Origin of the sequence: uncultured Ramlibacter sp., from assembly GCF_936925435.1 — a bacterium.
GTDB lineage: Bacteria > Pseudomonadota > Gammaproteobacteria > Burkholderiales > Burkholderiaceae_C > Ramlibacter.
The window spans coordinates 74,848-90,103 of record NZ_CAKZHQ010000045.1 but is presented as its reverse complement, the minus strand read 5'-3'; the positions used below and the strand labels follow the sequence as shown (position 1 = coordinate 90,103).

18 protein-coding genes and 1 pseudogene are annotated in these 15,256 nt (G+C 66.5%); 6 read left to right on the top strand and 13 right to left on the bottom strand.

All coding sequences use genetic code 11. The features are described from left to right. The 9 genes and pseudogenes from Q0632_RS17635 to Q0632_RS17595 form a co-directional block, all read right to left on the bottom strand. Positions 1 to 75, bottom strand: a pseudogene (locus Q0632_RS17635) (elongation factor Tu); the annotation flags it as partial. A 105-nt stretch (positions 76 to 180) separates the two neighbouring features. Next, positions 181 to 2,283, bottom strand: coding sequence for an elongation factor G (gene fusA / locus Q0632_RS17630; protein WP_298932621.1), 2,103 nt, complete (start codon positions 2,281 to 2,283; stop codon positions 181 to 183). Positions 2,284 to 2,350: 67 nt separating this feature from the next. Beyond that, complete coding sequence (gene rpsG / locus Q0632_RS17625; RefSeq protein ID WP_298932619.1) at positions 2,351 to 2,824, bottom strand: 30S ribosomal protein S7; 474 nt, start codon at positions 2,822 to 2,824, stop codon at positions 2,351 to 2,353. A 146-nt stretch (positions 2,825 to 2,970) separates the two neighbouring features. Continuing rightward, positions 2,971 to 3,348, bottom strand: coding sequence for a 30S ribosomal protein S12 (gene rpsL, locus Q0632_RS17620; RefSeq protein ID WP_017759704.1), 378 nt, complete (start codon positions 3,346 to 3,348; stop codon positions 2,971 to 2,973). A 163-nt stretch (positions 3,349 to 3,511) separates the two neighbouring features. Further along, entirely contained in the window at positions 3,512 to 4,669 is a 1,158-nt protein-coding gene (locus tag Q0632_RS17615; RefSeq protein ID WP_298932616.1) for a D-alanyl-D-alanine carboxypeptidase family protein, read from the bottom strand. A gap of 5 nt (positions 4,670 to 4,674) precedes the next feature. Next, a complete protein-coding gene (locus tag Q0632_RS17610; protein WP_298932614.1) occupies positions 4,675 to 5,298 on the bottom strand; it encodes an alpha/beta fold hydrolase in 624 nt (207 codons plus the stop codon). Between the two features lie 2 nt (positions 5,299 to 5,300). Next, positions 5,301 to 5,654: a (2Fe-2S) ferredoxin domain-containing protein gene (locus tag Q0632_RS17605; protein WP_298932612.1), complete on the bottom strand. Its 354-nt coding sequence runs from the start codon at positions 5,652 to 5,654 to the stop codon at positions 5,301 to 5,303. Further along, complete coding sequence (locus Q0632_RS17600; protein ID WP_298932610.1) at positions 5,651 to 6,784, bottom strand: VanZ family protein; 1,134 nt, start codon at positions 6,782 to 6,784, stop codon at positions 5,651 to 5,653. Before Q0632_RS17600 ends, Q0632_RS17605 begins: the two co-directional genes overlap by 4 nt. A gap of 5 nt (positions 6,785 to 6,789) precedes the next feature. Further along, complete coding sequence (locus Q0632_RS17595) at positions 6,790 to 7,218, bottom strand: CopD family protein (protein ID WP_298932608.1); 429 nt, start codon at positions 7,216 to 7,218, stop codon at positions 6,790 to 6,792. Positions 7,219 to 7,484: 266 nt separating this feature from the next. Between Q0632_RS17595 and hemB the strand changes: the two genes are divergently transcribed. From hemB to Q0632_RS17575, 4 genes are read left to right on the top strand one after another with little or no spacing between them, the layout of a single operon-like run. Further along, a complete protein-coding gene (hemB, locus tag Q0632_RS17590) occupies positions 7,485 to 8,486 on the top strand; it encodes a porphobilinogen synthase (RefSeq protein WP_298932606.1) in 1,002 nt (333 codons plus the stop codon). Between the two features lie 2 nt (positions 8,487 to 8,488). Beyond that, on the top strand, positions 8,489 to 9,586 hold the full coding sequence (locus Q0632_RS17585; RefSeq protein WP_298932603.1) for a magnesium transporter CorA family protein: 1,098 nt from the start codon (positions 8,489 to 8,491) through the stop codon (positions 9,584 to 9,586). Beyond that, positions 9,586 to 10,323 carry a DUF72 domain-containing protein gene (locus Q0632_RS17580; RefSeq protein ID WP_298932601.1) on the top strand — a complete coding sequence of 246 codons (738 nt, stop codon included), beginning with the start codon at positions 9,586 to 9,588 and terminating at the stop codon, positions 10,321 to 10,323. The genes Q0632_RS17585 and Q0632_RS17580 overlap by 1 nt, the downstream gene beginning before the upstream one ends. Then, the gene (locus Q0632_RS17575) at positions 10,320 to 10,895 is read left to right on the top strand and encodes a DUF1003 domain-containing protein (protein WP_298932599.1); all 576 of its coding nucleotides are present in this window, start codon (positions 10,320 to 10,322) and stop codon (positions 10,893 to 10,895) included. The genes Q0632_RS17580 and Q0632_RS17575 overlap by 4 nt, the downstream gene beginning before the upstream one ends. Here the strand turns inward: Q0632_RS17575 and Q0632_RS17570 are convergent. The 4 genes from Q0632_RS17570 to Q0632_RS17555 are packed head-to-tail and all read right to left on the bottom strand — an operon-like array spanning position 10,892 to position 13,766. Further along, positions 10,892 to 11,542 (bottom strand): glutathione S-transferase, encoded by a 651-nt coding sequence (locus Q0632_RS17570; RefSeq protein WP_298932597.1) that lies wholly within the window; start codon positions 11,540 to 11,542, stop codon positions 10,892 to 10,894. The genes Q0632_RS17575 and Q0632_RS17570 overlap by 4 nt on opposite strands. After that, entirely contained in the window at positions 11,539 to 12,465 is a 927-nt protein-coding gene (locus tag Q0632_RS17565; RefSeq protein ID WP_298932595.1) for an amidohydrolase, read from the bottom strand. The genes Q0632_RS17570 and Q0632_RS17565 overlap by 4 nt, the downstream gene beginning before the upstream one ends. A gap of 4 nt (positions 12,466 to 12,469) precedes the next feature. Then, complete coding sequence (locus Q0632_RS17560; protein WP_298932593.1) at positions 12,470 to 13,153, bottom strand: dienelactone hydrolase family protein; 684 nt, start codon at positions 13,151 to 13,153, stop codon at positions 12,470 to 12,472. Positions 13,154 to 13,187: 34 nt separating this feature from the next. Then, entirely contained in the window at positions 13,188 to 13,766 is a 579-nt protein-coding gene (locus Q0632_RS17555; RefSeq protein WP_298932630.1) for a 2-hydroxychromene-2-carboxylate isomerase, read from the bottom strand. Between the two features lie 108 nt (positions 13,767 to 13,874). On the opposite strand from Q0632_RS17555, the gene Q0632_RS17550 reads away from it, so the two are divergent. Further along, positions 13,875 to 14,621, top strand: coding sequence for an SDR family oxidoreductase (locus Q0632_RS17550; protein WP_298932591.1), 747 nt, complete (start codon positions 13,875 to 13,877; stop codon positions 14,619 to 14,621). Then, positions 14,621 to 15,256, top strand: a complete 636-nt coding sequence (locus Q0632_RS17545; protein WP_298932589.1) for a MarC family protein — start codon at positions 14,621 to 14,623, stop codon at positions 15,254 to 15,256. Before Q0632_RS17550 ends, Q0632_RS17545 begins: the two co-directional genes overlap by 1 nt.

Here is a 15,256-nt window from a genome sequence, read left to right as displayed (position 1 = left end):
CTTGCCGTGGTCAACGTGACCAATCGTGCCCACATTGACGTGCGGCTTGGTCCGCTCGAATTTTCCTTTTGCCATTTCGTATCTCCAAAGAGCAATGCCCGTGTGGGGTTTAACGTCTGCATCACATCACCGATCCCACCGCACGGGCACAGCGGGGTGTGTGATCGCAGACAGGTTCTTTTACTTGGCGCGAGCCGCAACGATGGCTTCTGCCACGTTGCGCGGAGCTTCAGCGTAGTGCTTGAACTCCATCGTGTAGGTGGCGCGGCCTTGCGACATCGAGCGCAGGGTCGTCGAGTAGCCGAACATTTCAGACAGGGGCACTTCGGCCTTGATGGCCTTGCCGCCACCAACCATGTCTTCCATGCCCTGCACCATGCCGCGGCGTGAGGACAGGTCGCCCATCACGTTGCCGGCGTAGTCTTCAGGCGTCTCAACTTCCACGGCCATCATGGGCTCGAGGATGACCGGACCGGCCTTGCGGCAGCCTTCCTTGAAACCGAAAATGGCAGCCATCTTGAACGCCAGTTCGTTCGAGTCCACGTCGTGGTACGAGCCGAAGTGCAGCGTCACCTTGACGTCAACCACCGGGTAGCCGGCCAGCACGCCTTGCGTGACGGCTTCGTTGATGCCCTTTTCCACCGCCGGGATGAACTCGCGCGGAACCACGCCGCCCTTGATCGCGTCGACGAACTCGATGCCCTTGCCCGGCTCGTTCGGCTCGATCTTGAGCACGACGTGGCCGTACTGGCCCTTGCCGCCGGACTGACGCACAAACTTGCCTTCGGCGTCCTCGATCGTCTTGCGGATGGTTTCTCGGTAAGCCACCTGCGGCTTGCCCACGTTGGCTTCCACGCCGAATTCGCGCTTCATGCGGTCGACAATGATTTCCAGGTGCAGCTCGCCCATGCCGGCGATGATGGTCTGGCCGGATTCCTCGTCGGTACGCACGCGGAACGACGGATCTTCCTGTGCCAGGCGGTTCAGGGCGATGCCCATCTTTTCCTGGTCAACCTTGGTCTTGGGCTCCACGGCCTGCGCAATCACGGGCTCGGGGAACACCATGCGCTCGAGCATCACGATGGCGGACGGGTCGCACAGCGTTTCGCCGGTCGTCACATCCTTCAGGCCCACGCAGGCAGCGATGTCGCCGGCGCGGATTTCGTCGACTTCCAGGCGGTTGTTGGCGTGCATCTGCACGATACGGCCGATGCGCTCCTTCTTGCCGCGAATCGGGTTGTAGACGCTGTCGCCCTTGCTCAGCACGCCGGAATAGACGCGCACGAAGGTCAGCTGGCCGACGAAGGGGTCGGTCATCAGCTTGAACGCGAGCGCAGAGAATTTTTCGCCGTCGTCCGCCTTGCGGGTGATGGGCTGCTCGTCTTCATCCATGCCCTTGACGGGCGGAATGTCCACCGGCGAGGGCATGAGTTCGATCACGGCGTCCAGCATGCGCTGCACACCCTTGTTCTTGAACGCGGTGCCGCACAGCATCGGCTGGATTTCGCTGGCGATGGTGCGGGTGCGCAGGCCGAGAGTGATCTCTTCTTCGGTCAGGTCGCCCTCTTCCAGGTACTTGTTCATCAGGGTTTCAGAGGCCTCAGCGGCCGCCTCGACCATCTTCTCGCGCCATTCCTTGGCGGTCTCGAGCAGATCCGCCGGGATCTCGGCGTAGGTGAACTTCATGCCTTGCGAGGCCTCATCCCAGAGAATGGCCTTCATCTTGCGCAGATCAACCACGCCGGTGAAGTTCTCTTCGGCGCCAATCGGGATCACGATCGGCACAGGATTAGCCTTCAGGCGCAGCTTCATCTGCTCGACGACCTTGAAGAAGTTCGCGCCGGTGCGGTCCATCTTGTTGACGAACGCCAGGCGGGGCACCTTGTACTTGTTGGCTTGACGCCAGACGGTTTCCGACTGAGGTTGCACGCCACCCACGGCGCAATACACCATGCAGGCGCCGTCAAGCACGCGCATGGAACGCTCCACTTCAATCGTGAAGTCCACGTGGCCGGGCGTGTCGATGATGTTGATGCGGTGCTCGGGGAAGGACATGTCCATGCCCTTCCAGAAACACGTGGTCGCAGCGGACGTGATCGTGATACCACGCTCCTGCTCCTGCTCCATCCAGTCCATGGTCGCAGCGCCGTCGTGCACTTCGCCGATCTTGTGGTTCACACCGGTGTAGAAAAGGATGCGCTCGGTGGTCGTGGTCTTGCCGGCGTCGATGTGAGCCGAAATACCAATATTGCGATAGCGCTCGATGGGCGTCTTGCGGGCCATGATGATCTTTCGTTAAAAGGGTGCAGGCCCGCTCGTGGCGGGCCCGCACTCCAGATGGGGACGGTTCTTAGAAGCGGAAGTGGCTGAACGCCTTGTTCGCTTCGGCCATGCGGTGAACTTCGTCACGCTTCTTCATGGCGCCGCCACGGCCTTCCGTGGCTTCCATCAGTTCGTTGGCCAGACGCATGGCCATCGACTTCTCGCCACGCTTCTTGGCAGCCTCCTTGAGCCAGCGCATTGCCAGCGCCAGACGGCGCACCGGGCGCACTTCGACGGGCACCTGGTAGTTGGCACCGCCGACACGGCGGGACTTCACTTCGACCATGGGCTTGACATTGTTGATCGCCATGGTGAAGGCTTCCACCGGGTCTTTGCCCGGGTTCTTCTTCTCGATCTGCTCGAGCGCGCCGTAAATGATGCGCTCTGCAACCGCCTTCTTGCCGCCTTGCATGATCACGTTCATGAACTTGGCGAGCTCGACATTGCCGTACTTGGGATCGGGCAGGATTTCACGTTTAGGGACTTCGCGACGACGTGGCATTTTTTCACCTCTTAATTTGCTTCAGTTGGCCCGCCTTCCGGCTGACCGCGGGAGCCATCAGGCTTCCCACTTACTCGACCCAACAGCGGGTCACTACGCTTGCTTCGCCTGCCAGGGCGATCAAGCACCGACAAACAACAAAACCGTCAGGCCTTCTTCGGGCGCTTGGCGCCGTACTTGGAGCGCGACTGCTTGCGGTCTTTCACGCCTTGCAAGTCGAGCGAGCCACGCACGATGTGGTAACGCACACCGGGCAGATCCTTGACGCGGCCGCCGCGAACCAGCACCACGCTGTGCTCCTGCAGATTGTGGCCTTCGCCGCCGATGTAGGAAATGACTTCGAAGCCATTGGTCAGACGGACCTTGGCGACTTTACGAAGGGCCGAGTTCGGCTTCTTAGGCGTCGTGGTGTACACGCGAGTACACACGCCCCGACGCTGGGGGCTGTTCTGCATCGCGGGGCTCTTGCTCTTGGTCTTTTCGACCTCGCGCCCCTGACGCACCAGTTGATTGATGGTTGGCATTGAAAAACGTCCCTAAACGTTTGGAAAACGGATTGCCGCGAATGCGGCAGGCAAATTCTTCCCGCACCCAATTGCGGGAAAGCCTTCTAGTATATCCCGGTCAGGGTCTTCCCGCAATTGGCGGGCTTGCGCATCAGCGTCAGTAAAGACTCACTATTCGGCTTCACTTGATCCACAAACGCATGGCATCCCAGGCTCGTCCGAGGACGCCCGCCTGCTCCACCGCCTCCAGGGCCAGCAGGGGGACCTCCGCCACGGTCTCGTCGCCGGCTGTGACCTTCAGACGCGCCACCACCTGGCCCTTGGTGAACGGCGCCACCAGCGGGTCGGCACGCAGCACCTGGGTCTTGAGCCGGCTGCCGGTACCGGCGGGCACGGCCACCACGATGGCCTGCGGACGGCCAAGCTTGACCGAGCGCGACGTGCCCTTCCAGACCTCCGGCGTCACCACCGCCTGGCCGGCATCGAACAGCTTGATCGCCTCATAGGCGGTATAGCCCCAGTTGAGCAGCTTCTGCGACTCGTTGGCCCGGGCGTTCTCGCTGGCAGTGCCCAGCACGATGGACAGCAGGCGGCGCCCCCCGACATTGGGGAAGTCGCGCTTGGCAGTGGCGATCAGACAGTAGCCGGCGGCTTCGGTATGGCCGGTTTTCAGACCATCGACCGTCGGGTCGCGAAACAGCAGCAGGTTGCGGTTGGTGTCGTTGGCGGTGGGCGTGCCTTCGTACCGGTAGCGCTTGATCGAGTAGTAATGCAGGTATTCGGGGAAGTCCTGCATCAGCCGGGTGGCCAGTACGCTCAGGTCGCGCGCCGTGGTCGTGTGGCCGGCCACCGTCAGCCCTTCGGGGTTCTTGTAGCCGGTCGCCTTCATGCCCAGCGCCTGGGCCTGTTCGTTCATGAGCTGGACAAAGCGCTCCACCGTGCCACCCACGCCCTCGGCCAGGGCAATGGTGGCGTCGTTGCCCGACTGCACGATCATGCCCTTGATGAGGTCGTCCACCGGCACCGTCATCTTGGGGTCGATGAACATGGTCGAGCCGCCGATCTTCCAGGCCCGCACGCTCACCGGCAGCCGCTGCTGCAGGCTGATCTTCTTGGACCGCAAGGCATCGAACACCAGGTACTGGGTCATCAGTTTGGTCAGCGAAGCCGGCTCCACCGGGCTGTCGATGTCACGCGAGGCCAGGATCTGGTTGGCCGTCACGTCCAGCAGCAGGTAGCTGCGGGCGGCGATCTCGGGCGGTTGCGGCGCCTGGGCGGCAGCGGCAAAGCACAGCAGTGCCAGGATGGTCGCGGCAAACGCCTGCAAGATTCGTTTCATGGAGTTCAGCTACGGAGGTGGCGGGCCACCAGGGTTTTGAGAAGCGGCAATTGTCCGTGAAAGAAATGGCCGCCGCCGGGCACAACCGTCACCGGCAGTGACTGCGGCCGGGCCCAGTCCATCACGGCCGACAGCGCCACCGTGTCGTCCTGCTCACCGTGGACCACCAGCGTGCGTTCGTGGGCTTCCGGCGGCAACGTGGCGACCTGGAAGCGCGCAGCAGCGGTCCCGACCAGGACGATCTTCTCGATCTCGCGCGCCGGCCAGAGGCTTTGCAGCGCGCTGCAGGTCACGAAGGAGCCGAAGGAAAAGCCGGCCAGCGCCAGCGGGCCTTCGCCCGCGGCCGCGGTCACCACGGCCAGGAAGTCCTGCGCCTCCCCCCTGCCCTCGTCGTGCGCGCCTTCGGTGGCGCCGACGCCGCGAAAATTGAAGCGCACGGCCGTCCAGCCGCATTGCACAAAGGCGCGCGCCAGCGTCTGCACCACCTTGTTGTCCATGGTGCCGCCGAACAGCGGATGGGGGTGGGCGATCACGGCCACTCCACGCGACACATCGGCGGGCCGGTCGCGCAGGGCCTCGATGGCCCCGGCCGGCCCACGCAGTTCGAACCGCTCGGTCTGCGCGTTCATGCTCAGCGCCCCAGGTGCGGCGGCGTCAGCAGGCGCTCGACGACCTGGCCGTTTTTCAGGTGCGACTCAACGATCTCGTCGATGTCGGCGCTGTCCACATAGGTGTACCAGACGGCTTCCGGGTAGACCACGGCCACCGGGCCCGCGGCGCAGCGGTCCAGGCAGCCGGCCTTGTTGACGCGGACCTTGCCCGGCCCGGCCAGCCCCTGTGCCTTGACCTGCGACTTGCAGCGGTCGAAGGCCTCCTGCGCGCGGTGCTGGGCACAGCAATCCTCGCCGTTCTCGCGCTGGTTCAGGCAAAAGAAGATGTGGCGTTCGTAATAGGACGTGGTCGGGGCAGTGGAAGGCTCGCTCATGCGTCCATTCTAGGTGGGCGCTCGCTGCGCGAAAGCCGCAGCAGCACATAGGCCAGGGCCGCATAAGGCCAGAGCCAGCCCAGCCACTGGGCCAGGCCATTGAAGCGGATGAAGCGCCCCTGCTCCCAGGCCTGCAAGGTGTCGGCGAAGTAGGCACTCTCGGGCGCCTGGTTCAGCAGGCTCAGGTGCAGCACCAAGGCCAGCAGCATCAGGGCCGCGCAGCCGCGCCGCGGCAGGGCCAGCAGCAGCATGGCCATGACCAGCCCCGCCGCCAGGCCCAGCCGCACGGGCAGGCTCAGCCAAGCCCAGGCGTGGGCAGGCCCCCAGCTCAGCGCCGCGGAGAGCGCCGTGCTGGCGACGCCTGCAGCCACCACAAAGCCCGCGAAGGCAGCGCGGCGGCCCACCGAGCGCATCACCGAATAACCCAGCAGGCAGGGGATCAGGGCGCCCAGCATCACGCACAACAACTCCACGCCCGGCACCAGGGGCTGCAATTCCACGTCGCGCACCGGCAGCCATTCGAGGAACGGCGTGTCCAGCAGCCATTCGGCCAACGCCGTTTCCAGCCGCTCGAAGACCTGGCCCAATCCCAGCGGGACCGCTGCGGGAAACAGCAGGGCGAACGGCCACAGCGCCAGCAGCACCAGGGCGCCGCGCGCGTCGCCGATGAACCAGCGCAGGCGAAAGCGGCTCCAGCGGTCGATCGCGCCGGCCAGTTCCAGCGCGCCGGCGGCGACCGCGCCCAGCAATGCGCCCAGAAGGTTGAGAGCGAAATCGACGTTCGACGGCACACGCGACGGCAGATAGGTCTGCAAGGCCTCCATCCACAGTGAGAGCACGCCCGCGGCCAGCGTGGCCACCGCGATGGCGGCGCTGTTGGTGGTGGGCGCAAAGCGCTCCTGGCCGCGGCGCAGGAAGCTCAGGGCCAGCAGGAATCCCAACGGCGCGTAGCCGGCGACATTGGCCGCCACGTCGAAGCCGGTCCAGTAGCGCGGCAGCGGACTGGCCAGGAACTCCCAGGGTGCGATGTTCTGGTCGCGCCAGCCGGCAAACGGGTAGAGGCTGGCATAGACGATCAGCGCCGCATATGCTTGCGCCAGCGGCCAGGCGGATGTCTTGTGCCGCGCCATCACGGCTAGAAGGGCTTGACCACCACCAGCACCACGGCCGCCAGCAGCAGCAGCACAGGCACCTCGTTGAACCAGCGGTACCAGCGGTGGCTGTGGCCATCAGAGCCGGCCTGGAGCTTGCGCAGCAACACAAAACACGCATGGTGGTAGCCGACGGCCAGGGCGACCACCGCCAGCTTGGCATGCAGCCAGCCGTTGCCCGGCCCCCGGCCGATGCCGTAGCCCAGCCACAGCCAGGCGCCCAGCGCCAGCGCCGGCACGGCCAGCAGGGTGGCAAAGCGCAGCAGCTTGCGCGCCATCAGCAGCAGGCGTTCGCGCTCGGCCAACGAGCCGGGCGCCACCATCGCCAGGTTGACGAAGATGCGCGGCAGGTAGAACAGCCCGGCGAACCAGCTGGCGACGAATACGATGTGGAAGGCTTTGACCCAGAGCATGGGCCGAGTGTAAAGACAGCCCCGAAAGCCCCGGCAGCGCCCGCAAAAATGCCGCGCAAAAAAAACCCCGGCCAAAAGCCGGGGTGGGAAGCCTTTTTGCTGTCACACATTAAGGCGCCCGCTCAGGGAGGAAAAGCGGGGAGCGGCAAGCCGCCCGGGCGTAATTTAACAAACGGGCCGGGTGCTTTCAAGGCCTGGGACCAGATTTAACTGACGGTTTTCCCTCGGTGCGGGCTGGCGCGCGGGAATGGGGCACAATTTTCGGCATGAGCCCCTATGCACCTTTTCCCCTGGGCCGGCCGCGCCGCCTGCGTCGCGACGACTTCACGCGCAACCTTGTGCGCGAGCACGCACTCACGGCACATGACCTGATCTACCCTGTTTTCGTGCTCGATGGCAAGGGCCGCCGCGAGGCGGTCGCCTCCATGCCCGGTGTGGAACGCGTCAGCCTGGACCTGTTGCTTCCCGTGGCTGAGCAATGCGTGGCGCTGGGCATTCCGGTGATGGCGCTGTTTCCCGTCATCGACCCTTCCCTGAAAACCGAGGACGGCCGCGAGGCCTGGAATCCGCAGGGGCTGGTGCCACGCGTGGTGCGCGAGCTCAAGCAGCGCTTCCCGCAACTGGGCGTGATGACCGACGTGGCGCTTGACCCCTTCACCAGCCACGGCCAGGACGGCCTGCCCGACGCCAGCGGCTACATCCTCAACGACGAGACGGTCGAGGTGCTGTGCAAGCAGGCCCTGGCCCAGGCCGAAGCCGGCGTCGACATCGTCGCGCCCTCGGACATGATGGACGGCAGGATTGGAGCGATTCGAGCGGCGCTCGAAGCCGGCGGCTTCATCCACACGCGCATCATGGCCTACAGCGCCAAGTACGCCAGCGCCTTCTACGGTCCCTTCCGCGATGCCGTCGGCTCGGCGGCCAACCTGGGCAAGAGCAACAAGAAGGTCTACCAGATGGACCCGGGCAACAGCGACGAGGCGCTGCGCGAGGTGGCCATGGACATCGCCGAAGGCGCCGACATGGTGATGGTCAAGCCCGGCATGCCCTACCTGGACGTGGTGCGCCGGGTCAAGGACGAGTTCCGCGTGCCCACCTTCGCCTACCAGGTCAGCGGCGAGTACGCCATGCTCAAGGCCGCTGCCCAGAACGGCTGGCTGGACCACGACGCCGTCATGCTCGAGAGCCTGCTGGCCTTCAAGCGCGCCGGCGCCGACGGCGTGCTGACCTACTTCGCCCTGGATGCGGCGCGCAAGCTGCGCGCCTGACCATGCAGATCATCGAGTTCGCCGGCGGGACCTTGCGCTTCCTGGAGGCGGTGCCGGACAAGGCGCCCGCCGACGGCTTCGTCTGGATCTGGCTGGACCGCGAAGCCCTGGCCAACGAACTGCCCCAGCTGCAGGAGGCGGCGCAGCGCCTGGGCGGCTCGCAACTGCTGGACCTGCATGTGCAGGATCTGCAGAACGCCTCGCACCCCTCGCACTACGACTACACCTCGATCTACGACCTGGTGGTGTTCCGCCGGCTGGCCACCGGTGAGGAGGTCGATAACGAACTGCAGGGCAAGCCAGCGCCTGCCGTGCTGGCCAGCTTCCAGCGCATCCGCACGCGCGCCGTCGCCTTCGTGGTGTTCGACCGCCTGCTGGTGAGCGTCCATCCCTCGGGCTGCATCACCGCCCGCTCCTTCATCGAACGCTACCTGGCCGACGCCATCCAGACCGACGGCCTGGTGGTGGTCAGCCGCAGCCGCCTGCCCACCAGCCCGTCGGACCTGATGCTGCGCATGCTCAATGTCATGGTCGACAGCGACCTGGAGCTGCGCAAGCAGCTGGGCAGCGAGATGGACAGCTGGCAACAGCAGCTGCTGCGGCCGCGCACCGAAGGCGCCGACTGGAGCGCGCTGATGACGGCGCGCGCCGAGCTGCACACGCTGGAAGACCTGTGCGAAGGCCAGAACGACGCCATCCAGGAATGGCTGGACACGGCCCGTGAGCAGCCATCCTCGGCCCTGTCGCAAGCCGAGCGCGACGGCCTGGTCGCCCGCGCCCGTGACGTCATCGAGCACATCCAGCGCGTGGTGCACCAGGTGCGGCGCATGGAGCAGGCTGCCGAGACCGCGGTGCAGATCCATTTCTCGGCACAGAGCCATCGCACCAACAACATCATGCGCACGCTCACCGCGCTGACGGCGATCTTCCTGCCGCTGAACCTGATCACCGGCATCTTCGGCATGAACTTCGAGTCCATGCCCTGGATCCGCCATGCCTGGGGCTTCTGGCTGGCCCTGGCCATCATGGTCGGGGTGGCGATGACGCTGGGCGTGGTCTTCTGGCGCAAGCGTTACCTGCAGCGCACCGGCGGGCGCTGATGCGTGCCGCGCACATCGGCTGCGCGGGATGGAGTCTGGCGCGCGCTGCGCAGCCGCTGTTCGATGCCGGCGCCAGCCAGCTGCAGCGCTACGCCACCCGGTTCAACGCCACCGAGATCAACTCCTCGTTCTACCGCCCCCACCGGCGCGGCACGTACGAGCGCTGGGCCGCCAGCGTGCCACCGGACTTCCGCTTCGCGGTCAAGCTGCCCAGGGCCATCAGCCATGAGAAGCGGCTGGCCGGCTGCGGCGATCTGCTGGCGGACTTCCTGGCGCAGGCCGGCGGCCTGGGCGAGCGGCTGGGCAGCTTGCTGCTGCAGCTGCCACCCAGCCTGGCCTTCCATCCCGTGGTGGCGCCGGCCTTTCTGCACGAGCTTCGGCGCCAGCACCAGGGGGCTGTCGCACTGGAGCCGCGCCACGCCAGCTGGTTCACCGCCGAAGTCGACGCGCTGCTGCGGGAGACACAGATCGCGCGCGTGTTGGCAGACCCCGTGCTGCATGCCGCCGGGCGTGATCCGGGCGGCTGGCAGCAGTTGGTCTACCTGCGGCTGCACGGCTCGCCGCGTGTGTATTACTCGGACTATTCGCAAGAAGTGCTGCAGGCGCTGGCACAACGTATCGGCTTGGCCCTACGCGAAGGCAGCGGCGTGTGGTGCATCTTCGACAACACCGCCGCCGGCGCAGCCACCCACAACGGCCTGGCCCTGGCCGCGGCATTGAACAAGGACCCGCCATGAGCCAGAGCGCCACCGACCAGCCGCAGGCCGATTACCGCTCGGCCAAGACCATGGCCGACGTCACGCGTCACAACATCCAGGCCATGCGCAAGCTCGAGGAACTGGCCCTGACCCAGCGCAGTTTCGCCGACCGGATGGCCGCTTTCGTCGCAAAGTTCTGCGGCAGCATCATCTTCGTCTGGGTCCACGTGCTGATCTTCGCCGTCTGGATCGCCTTCAACGTCCTGCCGGGCTTGCAGCATTTCGATCCCTACCCCTTCACCTTCCTCACCCTGTGCGTGTCGCTGGAGGCGATCTTCCTGTCGGCCTTCATCCTGATCAGCCAGAACTACGAGATGCGCATCAGCGAGCGGCGCAACCAGCTGGACCTGCAGATCAACCTGCTGGCCGAACAGGAATCGACCAAGACCCTGCAGTTGCTGGAGGCCGTGGCCCGCAAGCTGGGCGTGAGCGAGGGCAACGACCCGGAGATCGCGGCGCTGGAGCAGGCCACGCGGCCCGACAAGCTGGCGCGCCAGATCGAGAAGGCCTACCGCGAGGACGCCGGCCAGCCGGCGCAAACAAAGCCCTAGACGTAAGGCGGCGCCAGCTGCTCGTGGGCCAGCACCCGCTGCACGGCGGGCCGCTCCAGCATGCGCTGCAGATAAGGCCCCAGATGGGCGCGGCTGCGCGCCGGCTCTGACTTGAAATTGCGCGTCCAGCGGCACAGCGTGAAGACATAGGGATCGAGCGCGGTGTAGGTCTCTCCCATGAACCAGGGCCCGCCATGGCGCGCCAGTTCGGCAGCGAGCTGGTCCAGCATGGCGCCGACCTTGGCCTGCGCATGCTTTTTGAGTTCGGCCGCGCCGGCGGCATTGCCCGGGTTCATCCAGCGCTCGGGGTAGAAGTAGACGATCAACGTGGCCTGCAAGGTGTTGGTCAGCCAGACCAGCCATTTGTGGAAATGGGCGCGCTGCACGCTGCCGTGCGCCGGTGCCAGCGCCGACAGCTGGTGGGTGTCCACCAGGTGCAGCACGATGGCCGCCGTCTCGTACAGCACCAGCTCGCCGTCGGTCAGCACCGGGAGCAGGCCGTTGGGATTGAGCGCCAGGTACTCCGGCGCCTTGTGCTTGTCCTGGGCGCGGTCGACCAGCACGCGCTCGTAGGGCGCGCCGATCTCTTCGAGCAGGATGTGCGGCACCATGGCCGCGGTGCTGGGGTAGTAGTGCAACTCCATCATGGCTGCTTCATCCCGAACAGGCCGGCCGCGTTGTCCCAGGCGATGCCGCGCGCCATGGCCGGCGGCAGATCACCCAGCCAGGTCCGGTAGCCCTTCATCAGCTCGTCGTAGTACTGCCAGCGCTGGTTGACCCAGGTGTCCGAGCCGATGACAAAGCGCGTGGGGTACTTGAGCAGCAGCGTGCGCCACTCGGGACAGAGCTTGCCGCCCTCGCAGGTCAGCCCCGGCCGGTAGGACAGCTCGCCCACCAGTTGCGGGTATTTCGCGAACAGCTGGTCGACCCGCGCGACACTCGCGCCGCCGATGCCGGTGTGGGCCCAGATCAGCCGCGCCTTCTGGCCTTTGGACGGCGTGTTGGCCATCAGCAGGTCGATCGCCACGTCGTCCACATGGGCCAGCACCACCAGGCCCTTGTCCTCGGCCAACGCCATCAGCTTCTTCGCGACGGGACCGTTGGCATTGGCGCTGTCGTAGAGGTGGAACTCGCCGATGCCGCGGTAGGGGCCGGCGGCCGTGCCGGCGGCCAGCTCGGTGAGCACCATCTGGTAGATGCTCTCGTCGCGGAACCAGTTGTCGTAGTCGGCGCGGTCGCGGTACAGGCGCACGAAGGGCACAACGCTGACGCCGGCCTGGCGCGTCAGCGGCGACGCCGCCAGGGCCTTGCTGCCGTCATTGGGACGCGAGTTGGCAACGATGGCGCGCACGCCGTTGCGCTGCATGCGCGCCAGCACGTCTTCCAGCGGATGCGGGCCGGCGCGGCCGTCCCAGGCTTCCGTGTTGTAGTGCAGGTGCGCGTCGAACAGCGGGCCGGCATAGTCGGCGGCCGCTGCCGGCCCCGCGCTTGCTCCTGAAATGAGAGCTGCGAACGCCCAATGGACGGGGGCTACAGGCCAATTTCTCTCAAAAAAGCAGCGCCAGGCCATGGCATCAGCCCAGGTGCTTGCCGAAGAAGTACAGGGTGCGCTCGCGCGCCGTCGCGGCGGCGCCGGCGTTCCAGGAGCCGCGCTGGTCGCAGTTGAAGCCGTGGTTGGCCTCGTACACATGGACCTCGACCTCGGGATGCGCTTTCTCGAAGGCCTGCACCGTGTCCATCGGAATCCAGTGGTCCTGGGTGCCGAAATGCGCCATCACCGGCACCTTGGGCTTGCGTGCGATCTCCTCCGGCGTGGTCACGCCGCCGCCGTAGTAAGGCACGGCGCAGGCCAGGCCCTCGAGCTCGCAGGCCGCGCGCCAGGTCAGCAGGCCGCCGTAGCAGTAGCCGACGATGCCGACCGGGCCAGCGTCGGCCGCATGGCGGATTGCCGCCTGGATGTCCTGCAGCACGCCGGGCGCGGGCAGGGCCTCGACCGCGGCCTTGAGCGCCATGCCGGCGGTCATGTCCTCGGTGCTGTAGCCCAGGTCCACGCCGGGCTTGGCGCGGTCGAAGGTGGACGGCGCAACTGCGTAATAGCCCTCGGCCGCAAAGCCGTCGGCGATGGCCTGGATGTGCGAGTTGACGCCGAAGATCTCCTGCAGCACTACGACAGCGCCCTTGGGCTTGGTCGTCGGCATCGCCGTGTAGGTCTGGATGCGCAGGCCGTCGGCCGACTGCAGTTCGATGAAATTGCCCATGGGGGTGTCCTCGTTCGTGATGAAAAATGATGGGTCAGGCCCGCAGCTTGCGCTCCAGGAAGTCGAGCCGGTCCTGGCCCCAGAAGATCTCGCCGTCGACCACGTAGCTGGGCGCGCCGAAGATCTGGCTGTCGATCGCCAGCTGGGTGTTGCTGTCGTAGCGCTGCTGCACGTCGGGCGCGCGGGCGCGCTCCAGCAGGCTGGTGGGAAGGCCGGCCTCGGCCAGCAGTTCGGCCAGCACCTGGGCATCGGCGATGTTGCGCTCCTGCGCCCAGACAGCGGCAAAGATGCCGCTGCACAGGCGCAGCGCAGTCTCGCAGCCTTCCTGCGCATCGGTGGCAATGATCAGCCGCGCGGCGTCGTCCACCGCCACCGGGAAGTATCTGGGCTGCAGGTTCAGAGGCAGCTGCAGGAATTGCGAGAAGCGCGCCAGTTCCACCAGCCTGTAGGCCTGGCGCTGCGCCGGCCGCTTGGCCAGCGGCAGGCCGCCCGAGACGGGGAAGACCCGGCCCAGGTCCACGGGCAACACGCGCACGGTGGCGCCGCTGTCCCGGGCGATGCGCATGAAACGCTGGTGCCCCAGGTAAGTCCAGGGGCTTTGCGGCGCGAACATGTAATCGACCAGGGCCAAGGGAAGTCTCCGTGCCGCGCGGACGGCATGTTTGCTCTAATGGGGTTGTAGGTTGTAGCTTATCCGTTCACCACGTGCAGGAGGCAGGTTTTGCAACAGGTTTTGCTCGTCACCGGAGGCAGCCGCGGCATCGGCGCCGCCACCGCGCTGCTGGCCGCGCAACAGGGCTGGGCCGTCGCCGTCAACTACACGGCCGATGCCCAGGCGGCGCAGGCCGTGGTGCGGCAGATCGAGGCGGCCGGCGGCAAGGCCATCGCGCTGCAGGCCGATGTGGCCGATGAGGGCCAGGTGCTGGCCATGTTCGCGGCGGTCGACGCGCAACTGGGGCGCCTGACCGGCCTGGTCAACAACGCCGGCGTGGTGGACGTCACGGCCCGCGTCGAAGACATGGAGATGGCACGCTGGCGCCGCATGTTCGACATCAACGTGCTGGGCACCATGCTGTGCGCGCGTGAAGCCGTGCGCCGCATGAGCACGCGCCGCGGCGGCGCCGGTGGCGCCATCGTCAACCTGTCCAGCGCCGCGGCGCGGCTGGGCGCGCCCGGCCAGTACGTGGACTACGCCGCCGCCAAGGGCGCGGTCGACAGCTTCACCATCGGCCTGGCCAAGGAGGTGGGCGCCGAGGGCATCCGCGTCAACGCGGTGCGGCCCGGCCTGATCGAGACCGACATCCATGCCTCGGGCGGCCTGCCCGACCGGGTGCGCGACCTGGCCCACCTGGTGCCCATGGGGCGCGGCGGCTCGGCACCGGAAGTGGCGCAGTCCATCGTCTGGCTGCTCTCGCCGGCGGCCAGCTACACCACCATGGCCCTGCTCGACGTCTCGGGTGGCCGCTGATGGAACTCAAGCCCCTGATCATCCTGCTGGCGGTGGTCAACCCGCTGGCCATCGTGCCCTTCTTCATCCACTACACCGAAGGCTTCTCCAAGCTGCAGCGGCGACGCACGGTGGTCGTCGCCTCGTTCACCGCCTTCCTGGTGATCGCCTTCAGCGCCCTGCTGGGCATCAAGGTGCTGGACTTCTTCGGCATCTCGCTGGCCAGCTTCCAGGTCGGTGGCGGCCTGCTGCTGCTCAGCGGCGCGCTCAACATGCTCAATGCCCAGCCGGCCGAGGCCAAGGCGGCGGTCGACGAGATGGCCGAGGGCGCGCAAAAGGCCGCCATGGGGTCGAGCATCGCCGTCGTGCCCCTGACCATCCCGCTGCTGACGGGGCCGGCCACCATCTCCACCGTCGTCATCTATGCCGAGCGGGCCCACAGCCTGCTGCAGATGGCCACCCTGCTGGGCTACGGTGTGATCATCGCCCTGGCGACGGCGCTGTGCTTCTCGCTGGCCGACCCGATCGCGCGCGTGCTGGGACGCACCGGCATCAACGTGATGACCCGGCTGGCGGGCCTGATCCTGGCGGCGCTGGCGGTGGAGGTCATGGCCGTGGGCCTGATCAAGCTGTTCCCGGTGCTGACCGGCCGCTGA